Source organism: Oceanobacillus halophilus (assembly GCF_003628505.1).
GTDB lineage: Bacteria > Bacillota > Bacilli > Bacillales > Amphibacillaceae > Oceanobacillus > Oceanobacillus halophilus.
Window position 1 is genome coordinate 53070 of record NZ_RBZP01000002.1, and the last position, 17128, is coordinate 70197.

16 protein-coding genes and 1 other RNA gene are annotated in these 17128 nt (G+C 36.8%); 4 read left to right on the plus strand and 13 right to left on the minus strand.

Annotation, left to right across the window (positions count from 1 at the left end; genetic code table 11):
- Positions 1-69: 69 nt before the first annotated feature.
- A complete protein-coding gene (locus D8M06_RS04370) occupies positions 70-636 on the minus strand; it encodes an NADPH-dependent FMN reductase (RefSeq protein ID WP_121203153.1) in 567 nt (188 codons plus the stop codon).
- Positions 637-646: 10 nt separating this feature from the next.
- Positions 647-1705: an LLM class flavin-dependent oxidoreductase gene (locus D8M06_RS04375; RefSeq protein ID WP_121203154.1), complete on the minus strand. Its 1059-nt coding sequence runs from the start codon at positions 1703-1705 to the stop codon at positions 647-649.
- A 185-nt stretch (positions 1706-1890) separates the two neighbouring features.
- On the opposite strand from D8M06_RS04375, the gene D8M06_RS04380 reads away from it, so the two are divergent.
- The gene (locus D8M06_RS04380) at positions 1891-2238 is read left to right on the plus strand and encodes a winged helix-turn-helix transcriptional regulator (protein ID WP_121203155.1); all 348 of its coding nucleotides are present in this window, start codon (positions 1891-1893) and stop codon (positions 2236-2238) included.
- 64 nt (positions 2239-2302) lie between these two features.
- On the opposite strand, the gene D8M06_RS19660 is transcribed toward D8M06_RS04380, so the two are convergent.
- Positions 2303-2518 (minus strand): hypothetical protein, encoded by a 216-nt coding sequence (locus D8M06_RS19660; RefSeq protein ID WP_147404945.1) that lies wholly within the window; start codon positions 2516-2518, stop codon positions 2303-2305.
- 188 nt (positions 2519-2706) lie between these two features.
- On the opposite strand from D8M06_RS19660, the gene D8M06_RS04385 reads away from it, so the two are divergent.
- On the plus strand, positions 2707-3723 hold the full coding sequence (locus D8M06_RS04385) for a TIGR00341 family protein (protein ID WP_121203156.1): 1017 nt from the start codon (positions 2707-2709) through the stop codon (positions 3721-3723).
- 167 nt (positions 3724-3890) lie between these two features.
- On the opposite strand, the gene ssrA is transcribed toward D8M06_RS04385, so the two are convergent.
- The 6 genes from ssrA to secG all read right to left on the minus strand — a co-directional run bounded on the left by ssrA (position 3891) and on the right by secG (position 9348).
- Positions 3891-4255: a transfer-messenger RNA gene (gene ssrA, locus D8M06_RS04390) on the minus strand.
- Positions 4256-4359: 104 nt separating this feature from the next.
- Positions 4360-4830: an SsrA-binding protein SmpB gene (gene smpB / locus D8M06_RS04395; RefSeq protein WP_121203157.1), complete on the minus strand. Its 471-nt coding sequence runs from the start codon at positions 4828-4830 to the stop codon at positions 4360-4362.
- Positions 4831-4896: 66 nt separating this feature from the next.
- On the minus strand, positions 4897-5703 hold the full coding sequence (gene zupT, locus D8M06_RS04400) for a zinc transporter ZupT (protein WP_121203158.1): 807 nt from the start codon (positions 5701-5703) through the stop codon (positions 4897-4899).
- 260 nt (positions 5704-5963) lie between these two features.
- Positions 5964-8213, minus strand: a complete 2250-nt coding sequence (rnr, locus tag D8M06_RS04405; protein WP_121203159.1) for a ribonuclease R — start codon at positions 8211-8213, stop codon at positions 5964-5966.
- Positions 8214-8267: 54 nt separating this feature from the next.
- On the minus strand, positions 8268-9014 hold the full coding sequence (locus D8M06_RS04410) for an alpha/beta hydrolase (RefSeq protein ID WP_121203160.1): 747 nt from the start codon (positions 9012-9014) through the stop codon (positions 8268-8270).
- 103 nt (positions 9015-9117) lie between these two features.
- Positions 9118-9348, minus strand: a complete 231-nt coding sequence (gene secG, locus D8M06_RS04415) for a preprotein translocase subunit SecG (protein WP_121203161.1) — start codon at positions 9346-9348, stop codon at positions 9118-9120.
- A gap of 575 nt (positions 9349-9923) precedes the next feature.
- On the opposite strand from secG, the gene D8M06_RS04420 reads away from it, so the two are divergent.
- Together D8M06_RS04420 and ptsP are read left to right on the plus strand one after the other, a co-directional pair.
- Positions 9924-10847, plus strand: a complete 924-nt coding sequence (locus D8M06_RS04420; RefSeq protein WP_241558818.1) for an alpha/beta hydrolase — start codon at positions 9924-9926, stop codon at positions 10845-10847.
- 154 nt (positions 10848-11001) lie between these two features.
- Positions 11002-12717 carry a phosphoenolpyruvate--protein phosphotransferase gene (gene ptsP, locus D8M06_RS04425; protein ID WP_121203162.1) on the plus strand — a complete coding sequence of 572 codons (1716 nt, stop codon included), beginning with the start codon at positions 11002-11004 and terminating at the stop codon, positions 12715-12717.
- A 123-nt stretch (positions 12718-12840) separates the two neighbouring features.
- On the opposite strand, the gene D8M06_RS04430 is transcribed toward ptsP, so the two are convergent.
- From D8M06_RS04430 to eno, 4 genes are all read right to left on the minus strand, one after another.
- Complete coding sequence (locus tag D8M06_RS04430; RefSeq protein WP_121203163.1) at positions 12841-13416, minus strand: nitroreductase family protein; 576 nt, start codon at positions 13414-13416, stop codon at positions 12841-12843.
- Positions 13417-13532: 116 nt separating this feature from the next.
- Entirely contained in the window at positions 13533-14504 is a 972-nt protein-coding gene (locus D8M06_RS04435; RefSeq protein ID WP_121203164.1) for a nucleoside hydrolase, read from the minus strand.
- A 67-nt stretch (positions 14505-14571) separates the two neighbouring features.
- On the minus strand, positions 14572-15546 hold the full coding sequence (locus D8M06_RS04440) for a nucleoside hydrolase (RefSeq protein WP_121203165.1): 975 nt from the start codon (positions 15544-15546) through the stop codon (positions 14572-14574).
- Positions 15547-15825: 279 nt separating this feature from the next.
- Positions 15826-17112 carry a phosphopyruvate hydratase gene (eno, locus tag D8M06_RS04445; protein ID WP_121203166.1) on the minus strand — a complete coding sequence of 429 codons (1287 nt, stop codon included), beginning with the start codon at positions 17110-17112 and terminating at the stop codon, positions 15826-15828.
- Positions 17113-17128: the final 16 nt, after the last annotated feature.

Consider the following 17128-nt stretch of genomic DNA (forward strand, 5'->3'; position numbering starts at 1 on the left):
ATGATGAACAGCTATTTTAATCTGTTCTAAAAAGACTGCCCTTCGAGAATAATTCTCGAAGGGCATTTTTTAAAAACCATATTCTGCTTCTTTTTTATCCCGGATTTCTGCAAATGTATCCGCTAATACGATGGTATCTTCCACCAAACGATTGATACGAAATAGCACATCATCATTGGTTATTTCTTTACGGTAGAAATCCTTCTCTTCTATAAAAACATAGGATTGAACGATTTGTGCTTTCATGTAAGCTAAAATCGGCTTTAATTGCTGTTCTGCTATCAAGTAATGTCTGGAAGAGCCGGCAGTTACGATAAGACTTACCACTTTATCAAGAAATGCCTTTTCCGGTAGTAAATCAAAAATATTCTTGAGTGCAGCAGGTATGGAAGCCTGAAAAATCGGTGTCCCAATGATAATAGCATCAGCATCCATCATGGTCTGTGCAACATATTTAGTATCGCCTTCATACTCTAAGTAGTTACGTCCATCACTAAACTGCACATTGTGTTCTGCTAAGTCAATTAATGTTATTTCTGTATCCGGGTAATTTTCGGTAATAGTTTTAATTACGTAGTTCATTGCGGTTCTAGTTTTTGAACCAATATTTGAGCCGGATAATCCAACGATTTTCATTTCTCCACCCCTAATTATTTGCCGTATATTTTCGGATTGCAGGAAGTATTTCTGTTCCGATGATTTCTATATTCTTCTTCAAGTTATCAAAAGTTACCCCACCGAAATCCATCTGAGCGATATAACGTTGATGCCCAAACAACTCATATTGATACAAAATCTTTTCAATAATTTGTTGAGGGCTTCCGATATTCATAATATCACGTTTATCTGCTCCTTGCGCAAAGAATTGCTTAGGAAATCCTCGGCCGTTTGTTAATTTCATTCCTTCATTAATGAATGGATATGTCTCACGTTGTGCCTGTTGCGTTGTCTCCGCTGCATAAAAGAAGCCAGCAGTAGCTACAGGAAGTTCTGTTGGATTAAATCCATTTAATTTAGCTGCTTCACGATAAGCATCTATAGAGCGCTTGAATGTAGTTGCTGGTCCACCTAAATGAGCCAGAAACATTGGAACCCCAGCATATCCTGCTTTAATGGCACTGGTAGGTGTTCCACCGACAGCGCGCCAAATTGGAATGGATCCATTCTTGGGACGTGGTAGTACCCTTGCATCTTTTAATGGAGCTCTAAATTCCCCACTCCAATTCACTACTTCTTCTTCATTTATTTTTCTTAATAGGTTAAATTTTTCTTCAAACAATTCTTCATAGTCATGAACATCATAGCCTAGTAAGTCAAAAAGACCAATTCGAGACGCACGGCCAGCAATAATTTCAGCTCTCCCTCTTGAAATTAAATCAAGTGTTGCAAAATCTTCATATACTCGTACGGGATCTGAAGTACTAATAATTGTTGAGGAACTTGCGATTTTTATATTTTCTGTCGCCTGAGCAATTGCAGAAAGAACAACAGAATGAGCTTGTGTAGCGAAGTATTCCTGATGACTCTCTCCAACACTAAAAAAATCAATACCTGCTTGATCTGCCAGTTTAGCAAATTCAATAATTTCATGAATACGTTGTTCAGCAGAAATTCTTTCACCTGTTAATGGATTTGGTAAATGATCACCTAGTGTGTAAATTCCGAACTCCAGCCCTTTGCTCGGATCAATACGATATTTTTCCATATATTATTCAACCTTTCTATGAACGAAACGATGGATTATATATTATTCTAATTCATTGATTTCAGTAAAAAAGCCTCTTTCAACTTTCCATCTATAATGCTATTATAGAGAATATTAACGTTAATTGGAAGTACGCACTTTTAGGTGCTATAGTATACTAAAAGATACTAATGGAGGAATATCCTATGAATATAGAACCAGAAGCATGTCGTGTTGAAGATGCTTTAGGTATTCTTGTGGGAAAATGGAAACCGATTATTTTACTTCACCTATTAAAAGAGGGAACACAACGGTTTAGTGAACTTAAAAGAAGTTTACCCGGTATTACTCAAAAAATGCTAACCAAGCAATTACGGGAGTTAGAAGAAGAAGATATTATTGAACGTGTTGTTTATCCACAGGTTCCCCCTAAAGTTGAATATTCCATAACAGAATATGGGAGAAGCTTGGAACCTATACTACATGCCATGCATGAATGGGGAACGAAGCACACGTTGCATAAACGGCAAAAACTAAGAAAAGATAGTATGTAATTAAAAGAAGTATGTTAATCACAATCAGGTGAAAAACATACTTCTTTTTTGTAATATACCTGAATTATCGAACAAGTGAAAGAGCTATTAACCGGATTGGAAGTTCTATCAACCGAATTAATCCTTCCATCGACCGAGCGGAGTGTTCTATCAACTGTCTTGAGCCTTCTATCAACCGGGCGGAGGGCACTATCAACCGACTTGAGACTTCTATCGACCGGACAAGAGGTCCTATCAACCGACTCGAGCCTTCTATCGACCGGGCGGGGCGCTCTATCAACCGACTCGAAACCTTCTAGCAACCACTTCACTCCACCTTTGGACCGAACCTACCAGGCAATTTAATATAGCATCTACTGAGATATCGTTATTACTATTAACTTTACTGGAAATACTATTATAAAATCGCTTTACTTCTCTCTAAACTTACTGCGATTTTTTTATATTTTTCTATGTGGAGATGGAGCAATGGATTTACAACTAATAGAAGCATATGTCCCAGATAAATATTTCCAAAAAATTGATGATTCCTTACAAGAACATCCCCATATGTCTTATTGGGTTTCTACAGAATCAAAGGAAAGAATGCTCATCCGTGTTCTAGTAGAGACAAAAAACACAGAAGAAATCTTGAACTATTTAGAGAATGTCTCTAATTTAGTTGAAGGATTTGAAGTAATGCTCTTTCCGGTTCAAACATATATTACACGAGTAACCGATGAAGAAAAAGAACAAAGACGAGAAGAAAAAGAAGAAGAAGCGAATAAACTGCAGCGGGCCAGTCGTCAAGAACTTATTGGCTCCATTCAAAAATCTAGTCATATCACGTTAACCTACACATTACTGGTTATCATATCTGCAGTAGTTGTGACGATTGGGTTTATTCAAAATAGCCAAGCAGTTATTATAGGAGCAATGGTTATTGCGCCAATGCTTGGACCTGTTATTTCAATGGCGTTCTCTTCCATACTAGGAAACTTTCCACTTTTGCGAAGTTCATCACTCACCTTAACTTATGCTGTGGTTATAGTAGTTGGAATATCTATCGTTTTCACTTTCTTTTTCCCAGTTCCTATGGACAGCAGTGAATTTGCTACCAGAACCCATGTAAATATATCAGATATTGTTCTAGCATTAGCCTCTGGAACAGCGGGAGCTTTGTCGATCCTCAACCGTCTCCCTGGCTCTTTAGTGGGGGTAATGGTCGCTGTCGCCCTTTTACCACCAACCGTGGTTTTAGGAATGACTATTGGCTCAGGCATGTGGCAAGAGGCCTTTGGATCATTTTTATTGTTAATGGGAAATATTAATTCTGTCATCTTAGCAGCCATTATTGTCTTTTCCGTAAGTGGTATCCGACCAGTAAAATGGGATGAAGTGGATAAAGCAAGAACTTCTCGAAAATTATCTATTCTATTCGTAAGTCTAGTTATTATCCTCTTAGTTATTATTATTACTTTCAGTAAGAACGTGGATTTAGTTTGAAGTCCAAAACCCTATAGAGTATCAGTCTGGGCGAATTTAATATATAATGTAATCTCATGGGCTATACATTAAAATCCGTACATAAAAAGAACCATAAAGTTTCCAAACGGAAATTTTATGGTTTCTTTTAAAACCTAAAAACACAAAAAAACCACCAACTTATGTATTGGTGGAGACGGTGGGAATCGAACCCACGTCCAGAGATATCGCCACTTAGGCTTCTACACGTGTAGTTGGTATATTATCATTCACTATTTCTTCGGCCTACCAACAGGCTTCCGAATAGCTAGTCTGATTCATTTCAACGACTATCCTCAGACGGTGGATAATCGTATAGCCCGCTACAGTTGAGACCCTTCAATACTACCACACGGGCGATGGTAGGAAGGATCGCTTTAGGCTACTTACGCAGCTGCTAAAGCAGGTTGATTGTTAGTTTTGCCAGTTATATTTAGGCGATAACGTTTTACGAGTCGTAACCTCGACGCGCAACCCAAGCTCAATCTACCCCTGTCGAATCCGTAACGCCCCCATATAAAATGAGAAACGCTCAGGAAGATGAGCATTCATTAATTAACTTGTACTCTTATTATAACAAACCTAAAAAGAAAATCAAGGACTGGCAAAAATTACATACTATCTGTTCATATGATCTTTGATAGCTCTATCAATATCACGTTTTACTTGTTTCCTCTTCAAATCTTCTCGCTTGTCGTATTTTTTCTTCCCTTTACCTAACCCTAGCAATACCTTAGCATAACCATTCTTTATATAAATTCTAAGCGGGATGATTGCATATCCTTGCTGTTGGGTTAATCCAATTAGTTTATCTATCTCTTTACGATGTAATAGTAATTTTCTAGATCGAGTCGGATCGTGGTTAAATCGATTACCCTGTTCATACTCAGGTATGTGCATGTTTACTAACTGAACTTCCCCTTTGCGGTCAATTCTTGCATGCGAATCTTTTAAATTGACGCGGCCATTTCTCAAAGATTTTATTTCCGTACCTTTTAATACAATTCCTGCTTCATAAGTGTCTTCAATTGTATAGTCATGTCTCGCTTTTTTATTTTGTGCAATTACTTTTCCTTGTCCTTTTGGCATAAGGTATTTCCTCCTACTGCTCACGTACCCTTCATTTTATCAAAAGTTGAGCTTTATTCCAATTATTTAGCTAAGCAGTATTAGACTTAATGCCATTATGGCCATTCCAGACATAACCCCATAAATTGATAAATGGGCTTCATCATATTTTTTAGCAGCTGGAAGAAGTTCATCAAGCGAAATAAAAACCATGATTCCAGCAACCATTGCAAAAATGATACCAAACATAACATCTGTTAAAAACGGCATTAATATCAAGAATGCGACTAGTGCTCCAATCGGTTCGGCTAAACCTGATAAGAAGGAATATTTAAATGCTTTTTTCTTATCATTCGTTGCATAATAAATAGGTACAGAAACAGCAATTCCTTCTGGTATATTATGAATCGCTACCGCCACAGCGATGGCAAAACCAATCGATGGATCCTGTAGTGTTGAAATAAATGTTGCTATCCCTTCTGGAAAGTTATGAATGGCAAGCGCAAGCGCTGTAAACAGACCCATCTTCATTAATGCTGGGTCTTTTACCGGCGAATGAGGTTTTTCCATGTCCTCCACTTTCTTTACTTCATGTGGGTTGGAGTACTTTGGAATAAATTTGTCAATTAAACCTATCAGCAACATCCCAGCAAAAAAACCTACAACTGTTATCCAGTACCCTTCTGTCTCCCCAAGTGCTACTGTTAATGAGTCCTTCGCTTTAAAGAAAATTTCTATCATCGAAACATAAATCATAACCCCGGCAGACAGACCGAGAGCAAAAGATAAGAATTTTGTATTGGTTGTTTTTGCAAAGAAAGCAAGTAAGCTTCCAACACCTGTTGCAAGACCAGCGAACAATGTAAATAAAAATGCCAGTAAAACGTCACTCAATTGATGTTACCCCCTCATGTTGGAAATACTTATATCATTTACCTTTTTAAACATATTATTAACAAGTATAGTATATGGGTCACTAATTTAGATGTCAACAATATTTTTTCCCTGATACAAAACTCAACTCTAATTGATAATAAAAGTATATGCTGGGCATTTGTCCAAAGTTATCCGGTAAGTTATTTTACTTTCTATTTATTTTTTGACAAGACACTCTCCTTTAGAACAAAAAGTGAGCCTCCAATAAAACGGAAGGCTCACTTTTTCTTCTTCTTTTTCTTATGCTTTTTTGATTTCTTTTGGTTATTATTCTGTTTGTTCTTTGGTGTCTTATTATTGCTACTACTCGCTTTAATTTTCTTTTTTTCAGGCTTGCGTTTTCTTGGCTCGGCACCTACTAATTCAAAGTCAACTGCATGTTCTTCCATATTGACTTCTGCTACTCTCACTTTCACCTCATCACCAACACGATAAATATTGGCCGTTCTTTCACCTATTAATGCATGACTTCTTTCGTCATAGTGATAGTAGTCATCCGTCAAGAAGCTAATGTGAACTAACCCTTCAACAGTATTTGGTAGCTCAACAAACATTCCAAAATTAGTTACAGAGCTAATCACACCTGTAAACTCTTCGCCAACCTTATCTTGCATATATTCTGCTTTTTTCAAATCATCTGTATCGCGTTCGGCATCCACTGCGCGACGTTCTCGCTCAGATGTATGACGTGCAATTTCCGGCATTTTTTCTTTCCAAGATGTTGTTGTTTTATTATCCAATTTTTTCTCAATTAGATACGTTCTAATTAATCGATGAACGATTAAATCAGGATACCTTCTGATTGGTGAAGTGAAGTGAGTGTAAAACTCCGTTGCTAGTCCAAAGTGACCAATCCCATTAGGATCATACTTTGCCTGTTTCATGGAGCGAAGCATAAGTTTAGAAACAATCATTTCTTCTGGGTCACCTTTAATTTCTTCTAGTACTTTTTGCAATGCTTGTGGATGAATTTCATTTGCCGTACCCTTCACAGAAATACCTAAACCAGCCAAAAATTCAAAAAAGCTTTGCAGTTTACCGTCATCCGGATCTTCGTGTATACGATGGATAAAGGGTACATCCATCCAATGGAAATGCTCTGCTACTGTTTCATTTGCAGCAAGCATAAACTCTTCAATAAGACGCTCTGCTACCGAGCGTTCTCGAAGAACCACATCTACTGCTTTACCTTCATCATCGACCAAGACTTTTGCTTCTTTAAAATCAAAATCAATAGCACCTCTGCCCATTCTTTTCGTTCTAAGGATTTCAGCTAGTTTTTCCATGTCCTTAAACATTGGTACTAGAGGTTCATAGCGATCTTTTAGTACTTCATCGTCATCAACTAGAATTTTATTGACATCCGTATAGGTCATACGTTCATTGGTTTTAATTACACTTTGGAAAATCTCGTGATTCACGACTTCACCTTGCGAAGTGATTTCCATTTCACAGCCTAGAGTTAGCCTATCTACTTGAGGATTCAATGAACAAATTCCATTCGATAAACGGTGTGGTATCATAGGAATTACTCGGTCCACAAGATAAACACTTGTCCCTCGTTCAAATGCTTCAACATCAATCGGCGAACCTTCTTCAACATAATAACTGACGTCAGCAATGTATACACCTAATTTGTAATTCCCATTGTCAAGCTTTTTCACCGTGACAGCATCATCCAAATCCTTTGCATCTGCACCATCAATAGTAACAATCATTTCATCACGTAAATCTCGTCGATTCTCAAGTTCCACTGGTTCTATGGAATCCGGTGTGTTAGCTGCGTGCTCGAGTACTTCATCTGGAAAATCTACGGTTATACCATGTTTATAAATGATGGAGATAATATCAATTCCAGGGTCATTTTTGTGTCCAAGTACTTCTATGATTTCCCCTTCTGCGCTTTTTCTTCCTTCAGGGTATTTGGTAATTCTTGCAACTACTTTATGACCATCTACAGCTCCATTAGTACTTCCCTTTGGAATAAAAATATCATTAGGAATTCGTTTATCATCTGCAATGACAAAACCAAAGGAACGGTTATCTTCAAAAGTTCCAACTACCTGGGTAACTGCTCGCTCCAATATACGAATAACTTGCCCTTCTGGACGATTGCCATCATTTCCATACTTTTCTATCCGGACAAGTACCTTATCATTGTTCATAGCCGATGCTAAGTCAGATGCATGGATGTAGACGTCACTTTGACCTTCTTCATCAGGAATTAAGAATGCAAAACCTTTTTGATGCATTTGAATTTTCCCTCGAATTAAGTTCATTTTCTCGGGTAGACCAAAACGATTTTTTCTTGTTCTAACTAATTGACCAGTTTGCTCTAGTTCATTTAATGCAATCACAAGCTCTTTAAATTCTACAGCTTCCTGTATTTCTAATGCCTGCTCTATTTCGTCTACTGCCAATGGCTTAGTTCCAGATTCATTGAAAAATGTAAGTATTCTATTTCTCATATGATCACCTGCCTTCTCTTTCTTTGTATTGTTTACCTTCTACCTTATTAATAATCATTCTTTCCAATCAAGTTGTTCTAAAAATTGATGGACATCTTCATGGAGCTGATCTTTTTCATCTCCCAATGTAATAACATGACCTGATTCCTCATACCATTTAATATCTTTGACATCTGATTCAACATGATTATAAATATAAGTAGCACTTTCGGTATTAATCATTTCGTCATTTCTTGCTTGTACAACAAATGTTGGGGTATAGATAGTATCCACATTATTTTTAACATCAGTAATCATTTCACCCAGGTCTTCAAATAGAGCTTCTGAATCTTTCATTAGCTGATCCACTTCTTTTTCAATAATGTTTTCTTCCTTCCCCTCCATTTTTTTGTACTCTTTCGAAAAGTACTTAAAACCTTTTGATAATTGGAAATCATTATCAAAATACATCGGAGCACACATGGGAACAACACCTTTAATGTTTGTTGAATAAGCAAGTTTTAAACCGAGAACTCCACCAAGCGATAATCCCGCAACAGCAATTTCATCATACCCCAGATCTTGTAAATGTTGCATGGCAAAGTTCACATCCTCCCACCACTCTTCAGGGTTCGTTTCCAACAATTCTTCTGGTGATACCCCGTGACCACGATAAATTGGCGCATGACTGGTATATCCTTTCTTTTGTAAGTAACGCCCCAACATACGGACATCTGCCGAATGACCAGTAAATCCATGCAACAGCAATACCGCACGCGGCCCTGCTTCAAAAGTAAATGGTTTAGGTTGAGCTATTTTCATTTATACTACATCTCCTTACTTTCTACTATACCCTTATTTTTCCATTAATAAAAACCAAAATTAAACCCTTATCACTTTTCATTGTGATAAGGGTTGATTATAATTATACTAAATATCCACTAATAAATGCTAATACAAAAAACAACACACCGGTAATTACTGTTCCACGATGTAAAACAAGATCCATTCCACGGGCTTTTTGCTTACCGAATAATTGCTCGGCACCACCTGAAATAGCTCCTGAAAGTCCAGCACTTTTCCCGGACTGTAACAGAACAAATGTAATTAAGACAATTGCGTCAATTATTAACAAGGTATTAACCAATCCAGTCATGTTTCCATGACACCTCCTATTACGGACAATAACTATACTTACTTTAGCATAAAAGTGAAAAAAATAGCAAGATATTTCTACATAATATATATAAATTCAAGGCACTTTTCGTATATATTATTGCAATTTAAAAATCGTAGTTGATAGAAACTGTTGATTTATTTAATTAATAATACTACTTAATACCCGCTACGGAAATACACTCCGCTTAGTTCCTGCTCTGCTTGATTTTAACTAGGAAATTTCTCTTTTTACGGGAAAACTCCCCCGAACGTGACATTATGGACTATAGTTTTAAAAATTTTTAGAGCATGTAACATAGCGGAGGCAGAATACGGAGACTCCTCGAAAATAAAAGGCAATTTTCTTCGTGCGATGTAATGCCGGAGCGAATGATCGCACAAATCAATCATAAGTGTAAGCGAGAGCTACACTATTCTGAATTAAAGATATTAACAGTCTATACAAAATATGAATCAAAGTCATGTTTCAAAAAGCAACATTTTTTTAATAGAGACAAATTCAAAAGAGGAAATAAACGTAGTCATAATTACTATTTATTAGGAAAGGATAAGATGATGGAGAACACATTTTGGATGAAAGCTAACGATGATGTACAAATTTATGTAAAAAAATGGTATTCTAGCGTTACTCGGCCAAAAGCAATCATACAGCTTTCTCACGGTATGGCGGAACATATTGGCAGGTACGAAGCATTTGCACATTATTTAGTCTCACAAGGTTTTGTTGTTTACGGAAATGACCATAGAGGACATGGACAAACTGGTCTTAAGCAAGGTTTACTAGGCTATCTATCGGATAGAAATGGTTTTACAAAGACCATGGAAGACCTACATATGATTACATTAAGGATAAGACAAGAATTTCCAAATACACCACTATTTCTATTCGGACATAGTATGGGTTCTTTCCTAAGTAGATTGTACATAGAAAAATATAGTGATTTAATTAAAGGGGTAATCCTTTCCGGTACCGGCTATTTTCCAGCTGCCATTTCGAAGCCTGGAAAAACATTAGCTGCCTTACTTCCACCCAATAAACAATCTAAATTAATGAATCAGTTAGCATTTGGGAACTATAATAGCAAAATCAAAGAAAATAAAACTATTTTTGATTGGTTAACTAGAGATAATCAAGAAGTACAAAAATACTTAAACGATCCATTATCAGGTTTTGTTCCTACAGCTAAATTCTTCGTGGATTTAATGTCTGGAATTGAACAAGTACAATCAAAAAAACATGCTTCTTCCATTCGTAAAGGGCTACCCATGTTATTTATAAGTGGGACTGAAGATCCTGTTGGTAATCATGAAAAAGGAGTGTGGAAATCCGTTCGAATTTATGAAAAATCGGGTATAGAAAATATAACCACACTGCTTTTTGATGGAGCAAGACATGAACTCATAAACGAAATAAATAAAAAGGAAGTCTTTACGGTAATTGAAAATTGGATAAGGGAGAATCTAAAAAGAGAATAAACGGGCTATTTTTGAACAATTATCAACATTAGTTGTAGAAGTTTGCTTCAATGATAAATAAGTGATAGATTTAAATTGTTATATCCTGTATATACAACTTAGTGTAAATACTTTACTTTTATAAAATCTTACTTGGAAGGGTGAAGAATGCGACATGACATCAATACAAGGAATCGCAGCTTCATCAGGTATAGCTATAGCAAAAGCTTATCAGTTAGTTACACCTGATTTATCATTTGAAAAAGCAAAAATCGAAAATCCAGATGAAGAAATTAAAAAGCTAGAACAAGCTTTAGAAATATCTAAATCTGAGTTAGAGAAAATTAAAGCACATACCAAAGATACACTTGGTGATGAACATGCAGAAATTTTCTCGGCACATTTACTTATCCTAAATGACCCAGAACTAATTAATCCAATGAAAGATAAAATATCTTCAGACAATGCCATGGCTGAGACAGCATTAGAAGAAGTTTCTAATATGTTCGTGGAAATGTTCCAAAATATGGATAATGAATATATGCGTGAACGTGCAGCTGATATAAAAGATGTTACCAAACGTGTTATGGCACATCTTTTAGGAGTAACTTTCCCCGACCCCGCTTTAATTAACGAAGAAGTCATTGTAATTGCAAATGATTTAACACCTTCTGATACTGCACAATTAAATAAACAGTATGTGAAAGGCTTTGCAACTGATATTGGTGGAAGAACCTCTCACTCAGCAATTATGGCTAGATCCCTTGAAATTCCTGCAATCGTAGGAACAAAAGAAGTAACTGGTACCATCAAACAAAATGATATGGTTATTGTCGATGGAATGGATGGGGTTGTCATTGTGAATCCTACCGACGATGAGCTTAGGTCTTATCGTGACAAACAAGAATCATTTGCTAAACAAAAGGAACAATGGGCCAAATTAAAAGACGAGCCAACTTTCTCTAAAGATGGTGAACAAGTCGAATTAGTAGCTAACATTGGAACACCAGATGATGTAGAAGGAGTACTTAATAATGGTGGCGAAGGTGTAGGACTTTACCGTACGGAATTCCTTTACATGGGTAAGAGCGAATTGCCTTCTGAAGAGGAACAATTTGAAGCATATAAAACCGTTTTAGAACGTATGGAAGGGAAACCAGTTGTTGTCCGTACACTAGATGTAGGTGGAGACAAGGAATTGAGTTATTTAGATCTACCTAAAGAATTGAACCCATTCCTAGGATTCCGTGCCATTCGTTTCTGCTTAGAAAACGAGCATGTATTCCGTCCACAGTTACGAGCTCTATTACGTGCTAGTGCTTATGGAAACTTAAAAATTATGTTCCCAATGATTGCAACATTAGATGAATACCGTCAGGCTAAAGCCATTCTTCTAGACGAGAAAGAATCCTTGCTTGCAGACGGTGTGAAAGTTTCTGACAATATTGAAGTTGGTATCATGGTTGAAATCCCTTCAACTGCAGTTATAGCTAAACAATTTGCTAAAGAAGTGGACTTCTTCAGTATTGGTACGAATGATTTAATTCAATATACTATGGCTGCAGACCGTATGAATGAGCAAGTTTCATACCTATATCAACCATATCATCCTGCAATTCTGAACTTAGTAAATAATGTCATTGAAGCAGCACACAAAGAAGGTAAATGGGCTGGAATGTGTGGCGAAATGGCTGGAGATTCCATCGCAATTCCAATTCTGCTTGGACTTGGACTTGATGAATTCAGCATGAGTGCAACATCCATCTTGCCAGCACGTACACAAATCCGTGAACTTTCCAAAGAAACGCTAGCATCCTACAAGGACAAACTTTTATCAATGGATACTGCAGAAGAAGTGGAAGAGTTTATTAAAGAAAAAACAAAACAATAAGAACATGGTAAAAACACCCAGTGTATGGGTGTTTTTATTTGGTTTAAGCTTATTGTCTGTTGCTTGTTTTGTTTAGAATTTTTTTAGGTTGATGAACTCATTCTTTTCGTTGATGCCTGCCTATCATTCAATAATCTCAAGCTTGTCCTTAATAGATGTTCTCCCTTTATCTCTGGGTACTTTCTTTGGATAGCCGATTTGCATAACTGCTACAATCTTCACTTTTTCAGAATCGAGTCTAATATCTTTCATAAATGTTGTATCATGCATATATGGAGTAATCGTCCACAACATCCCCACCCCATATTCCCAGGCAGCTAGTTGAGCATTTTGAATAAAAGCACAAACAGAAGAATATTCCTCTTCATTTCGAATAGGGTCTTGTTGTATTTCCAAATAAATGACAGCATGATGTGGAATTGTTAGGAGAAAATCCTTCATCGAACGAATCATTTTTAATGTTTTTGGATTCCTATCATTTGGTATCATTCCAGTACGCTGATAACTTCCTAAAATGGATTCTACCAGCATTTCCTTCCCATATCCTTGAAAAAGTTTAATATTCCAGGGTTCTTTCATATAATGAGTAGGTGCATAGGAAGCATATGTAAAAATTTCTTCTAGAACCTGACTATCAACTGCTTCTTCTTTGAAACTATGAATGGAACGACGTTGTCTGATTGCATCTAAAATATTCATTTTTCCTCCCCCATTAACACATCTATATCTTCAATAAATATAGTACATTGATATTGTCAACTTTTCATCTATATAAAGAGCCATTCTTCCAAGAATAGCCCTTTAAACCTCCATTATTATGCAAACTGCTCCCCTGTCATCACCGTCATGAATCGATTAAAAAAGCTTGGATAGTCTAACTGAAAGGCTATTCGATGCCTCTTTACTTCTGCCTCCGCTTCTTCCTCTAAACTTCCAAATGGCCTCACATCAGCAATACTCTGTCCTCGTTCTGTTCCTTCTGTAGCTTGAACAATATGAACTGGTAAATCTTGATAAGTAAACATTTCATCATGATTTACTGCCATTATTGTCAATACATCATGCAGAGGACTGCCTTTAATATTTGGATTTCTTTCTTTGTAGAAGTCATAATAATAGTCAACCAATGTCTTCACGAGAGGAACCTGCCCCACCTGGTCAATATAATTTATCATCTCTGGAGTAGCTATCGCTTGCTCTGTTACATTCAATGGTATAATCGTTATATTTTTAGCGTAAGTTAACACTATTTGAGCAGCAACTGGATCTCCATGAAAATTAGCCTCTGATACTGCTGTCACATTTCCCGGTGCCCAAAATGCTCCACCCATTAAATAATATTCATTTATTTCACTCATTAAATCCCGATATAGAAGGAACATTGTTGCAAGAGATGTTAGCCTGCCTATATTCACAATAATTAAGTCATCTTTATACTCTTCGATAACATTTACAATGTCAAAGAAGTTTTCAAATGCAATATTCTCTCCAGCTGTAGGTGGAGTAATCGGTCCAAGTCCGTACTCACCATGTATCTCCGGGACAAATTCTGGTACTTCTGCTGTCATGGGAATTTCCGCACCGGAAAAAATTTTAATACCTTCCGCTTCTTCCGTTTCAAATAGACTCCGAACATATTGTATATTATCAAGCGCATTTTCTCTTGGTATATTACCATAATCAGCGACAACGCCTACTATATCAATTTCACTAGTTAAATAAGAATATATAATAGCAATCGTATCATCTATACCAACATCTGCAAAGAGTAATACTTTTTTAGCCAAGTTAACCCTCTCCCTGTTTACTTTCATTCCATTCATTATATTAAACAGGGAAATTGTTTGTGTCTATTTAACCAAAACGCTGTCCAGTCATTATCGTCATAAAATCGACATAAAACTTTTGATAATCTAATTGAAAAGCAATTCGATGCGGGGTAATATTCTTCTCGGTTTCTTCTGCAAGATCGCCAAATGGCCGGATATCTGCGATGCTTTGACCACGTTCTGTTCCCTCTGTTGCCTGCACAATGTGGGTAGGTAGTTTCTTAAAAGTGAACATATCATCATGGAGTGTGGCCATTACCGTTAATACATCATGAAGTGGACTTCCTTGAATATTAGGATTTCTATTTTTATAAAAATCATAATAATAATCTAAGAGGGTTTTTATTAAAGGTATTTGGCCTACCTGATCAATGTAATCAACCATCAATGGTGTGGCAATTGCTTTTTGTGTTACATTCAATGGAATAATGGTAACTTTCTTGGCATAGGTTAAGACAATTTGAGCAGCTACAGGATCTCCATGAAAATTAGCTTCGGATACCGATGTAACATTCCCAGGAACCCAAAAGGCACCTCCCATAATATAATAACTCTTTACCTGCTTCATCAAACCCGGATATAGGACGAACATTGTAGCAAGTGATGTTAATCTCCCAATATTAACAATAACAAGATCTTCAATATTACTTAAAATAATCTCTACTATTTCAAAAAAATTCTCTTCTAAGGCATCTTCATTCCCCACATCAGGTGGGATAATCGGTCCCAGTCCATACTCCCCATGAATAGCGGTAACATAATTCGGCAACTCCCCTGTCATGGGAATCTCTGCTCCAGCGATAACCTTAATATCTTTACTCTCATCTGTATCAAATAAGGCCCTTACATAATTTATGTTCTTCAGTGCATTCTCTCTAGAAATATTTCCATAATCCGCCACAACCCCTATAATATCCACCTCATCATTTAAATAGGAGTAAATAAGAGCAACCGTATCATCAATTCCAGTATCACCAAATAGTAATATCTTTTGAGGCAAACTATCCCCTCCATTCTATGATTAGCTAGTTACTTATTTACCCATATTACATAAATTGGCTGTCTTATGCATGAAAATTTGAAATTTTACACGTTTTCTTATGGGATAGATGACCTTGTGTGATTGATAAAACTCTTTAGGCGGTCGATGGAACATACCAAATGATTGATAAAGCTCTCTTCTCGATTGATAGAATACACCCTGTAACCAATACAGACCTGTTCCACATCATAAAAAAGAGGCAGATATCAAAATCTGCCTCTTTCCTTTATTCCATTATTATTTTTTCAAGTTATAGAATGAGTTTAAGCCACCATAGATGCCCATTCCTGCCAATTCGTCTTCGATACGAAGTAATTGGTTGTATTTCGCAACACGGTCTGTACGAGATGGTGCACCTGTTTTAATTTGTCCTGCATTAGTAGCAACTGCGATATCAGCAATAGTTGAATCTTCTGTTTCACCAGAACGGTGAGAGATTACTGCTGTGTAACCAGCTTGTTTTGCCATTTCAATTGCATCGAATGTTTCAGTAAGTGTACCAATTTGGTTAACTTTAACTAGGATAGAGTTACCTACACCTTGTTCAATACCTTGAGCAAGTTTTTTCGTATTTGTAACAAATAGGTCGTCTCCAACTAATTGAACGCGATCTCCTAAACGATCTGTTAGTAGTTTGTGACCTTCCCAGTCATTTTCATCTAGACCATCTTCAATAGAGATAATTGGATATTTATTAACCATCTCTTCGTACCAATCAACCATTTCTGCAGAAGTACGTACAACGCCTTCTCCTTTAAGGTTGTATTTACCATCTTCGTATATTTCAGAAGAGGCAACGTCCATAGCAAGTTTTACTTCTTCACCAGGTTTGTAACCAGCTGCTTCGATAGCTTCAACGATAGTTTGTAGTGCTTCTTCATTGGAGCCAAGGTTTGGAGCGAATCCCCCTTCATCACCAACTGCCGTATTGTAGCCTTTTGAACCTAATACTTTTTTCAATGCATGGAAAATTTCTGCACCCATACGTAGTGCTTCTTTAAATGATTCCGCACCTACAGGCATTACCATGAATTCTTGGATATCTACGTTGTTATCAGCATGTTCCCCACCGTTAACGATGTTCATCATAGGTGTAGGAAGTGTTTTTGAATTAAATCCACCTAAGTAGTTGTACAATGGTACATCTAATAAGTCAGCAGCAGCACGAGCAACGGCCATGGATACACCAAGGATGGCATTCGCGCCTAATTTTCCTTTGTTTTCTGTTCCATCTAATTCAATCATTAATGCATCAATAATATTTTGACGAGTTACGTCCATTCCAATTAATTCTGGAGCAATTGTTTCATTTACATTTTTAACTGCTTGCAGAACACCTTTACCTAAGTAACGGTCCTTGTCTCCATCACGTAATTCAACTGCTTCATATTCACCAGTTGAAGCACCACTTGGAACTAATGCGCGACCAAAAGCACCTGATTCTGTGTATACTTCTACTTCTACTGTTGGGTTACCACGTGAGTCTAAAACTTCGCGTGCATATACGTCTGTAATGTATGGCATTTTAAAAATCTCTCCT

Coding starts and splice junctions, on each gene's coding strand:
- D8M06_RS04420 (WP_241558818.1), top strand. CDS start 9,924: ATGATGGAGAACACATTTTGGATGAAAGCTAACGATGATGTACAAATT.
- D8M06_RS04410 (WP_121203160.1), bottom strand. CDS start 9,014: ATGAAAATAGCTCAACCTAAACCATTTACTTTTGAAGCAGGGCCGCGT.
- D8M06_RS04370 (WP_121203153.1), bottom strand. CDS start 636: ATGAAAATCGTTGGATTATCCGGCTCAAATATTGGTTCAAAAACTAGA.
- D8M06_RS04430 (WP_121203163.1), bottom strand. CDS start 13,416: ATGAATATTTTAGATGCAATCAGACAACGTCGTTCCATTCATAGTTTC.
- D8M06_RS04385 (WP_121203156.1), top strand. CDS start 2,707: ATGGATTTACAACTAATAGAAGCATATGTCCCAGATAAATATTTCCAA.
- secG (WP_121203161.1), bottom strand. CDS start 9,348: ATGACTGGATTGGTTAATACCTTGTTAATAATTGACGCAATTGTCTTA.
- eno (WP_121203166.1), bottom strand. CDS start 17,112: ATGCCATACATTACAGACGTATATGCACGCGAAGTTTTAGACTCACGT.
- rnr (WP_121203159.1), bottom strand. CDS start 8,213: ATGAGAAATAGAATACTTACATTTTTCAATGAATCTGGAACTAAGCCA.
- D8M06_RS04375 (WP_121203154.1), bottom strand. CDS start 1,705: ATGGAAAAATATCGTATTGATCCGAGCAAAGGGCTGGAGTTCGGAATT.
- D8M06_RS04380 (WP_121203155.1), top strand. CDS start 1,891: ATGAATATAGAACCAGAAGCATGTCGTGTTGAAGATGCTTTAGGTATT.
- smpB (WP_121203157.1), bottom strand. CDS start 4,830: ATGCCAAAAGGACAAGGAAAAGTAATTGCACAAAATAAAAAAGCGAGA.
- ptsP (WP_121203162.1), top strand. CDS start 11,002: ATGACATCAATACAAGGAATCGCAGCTTCATCAGGTATAGCTATAGCA.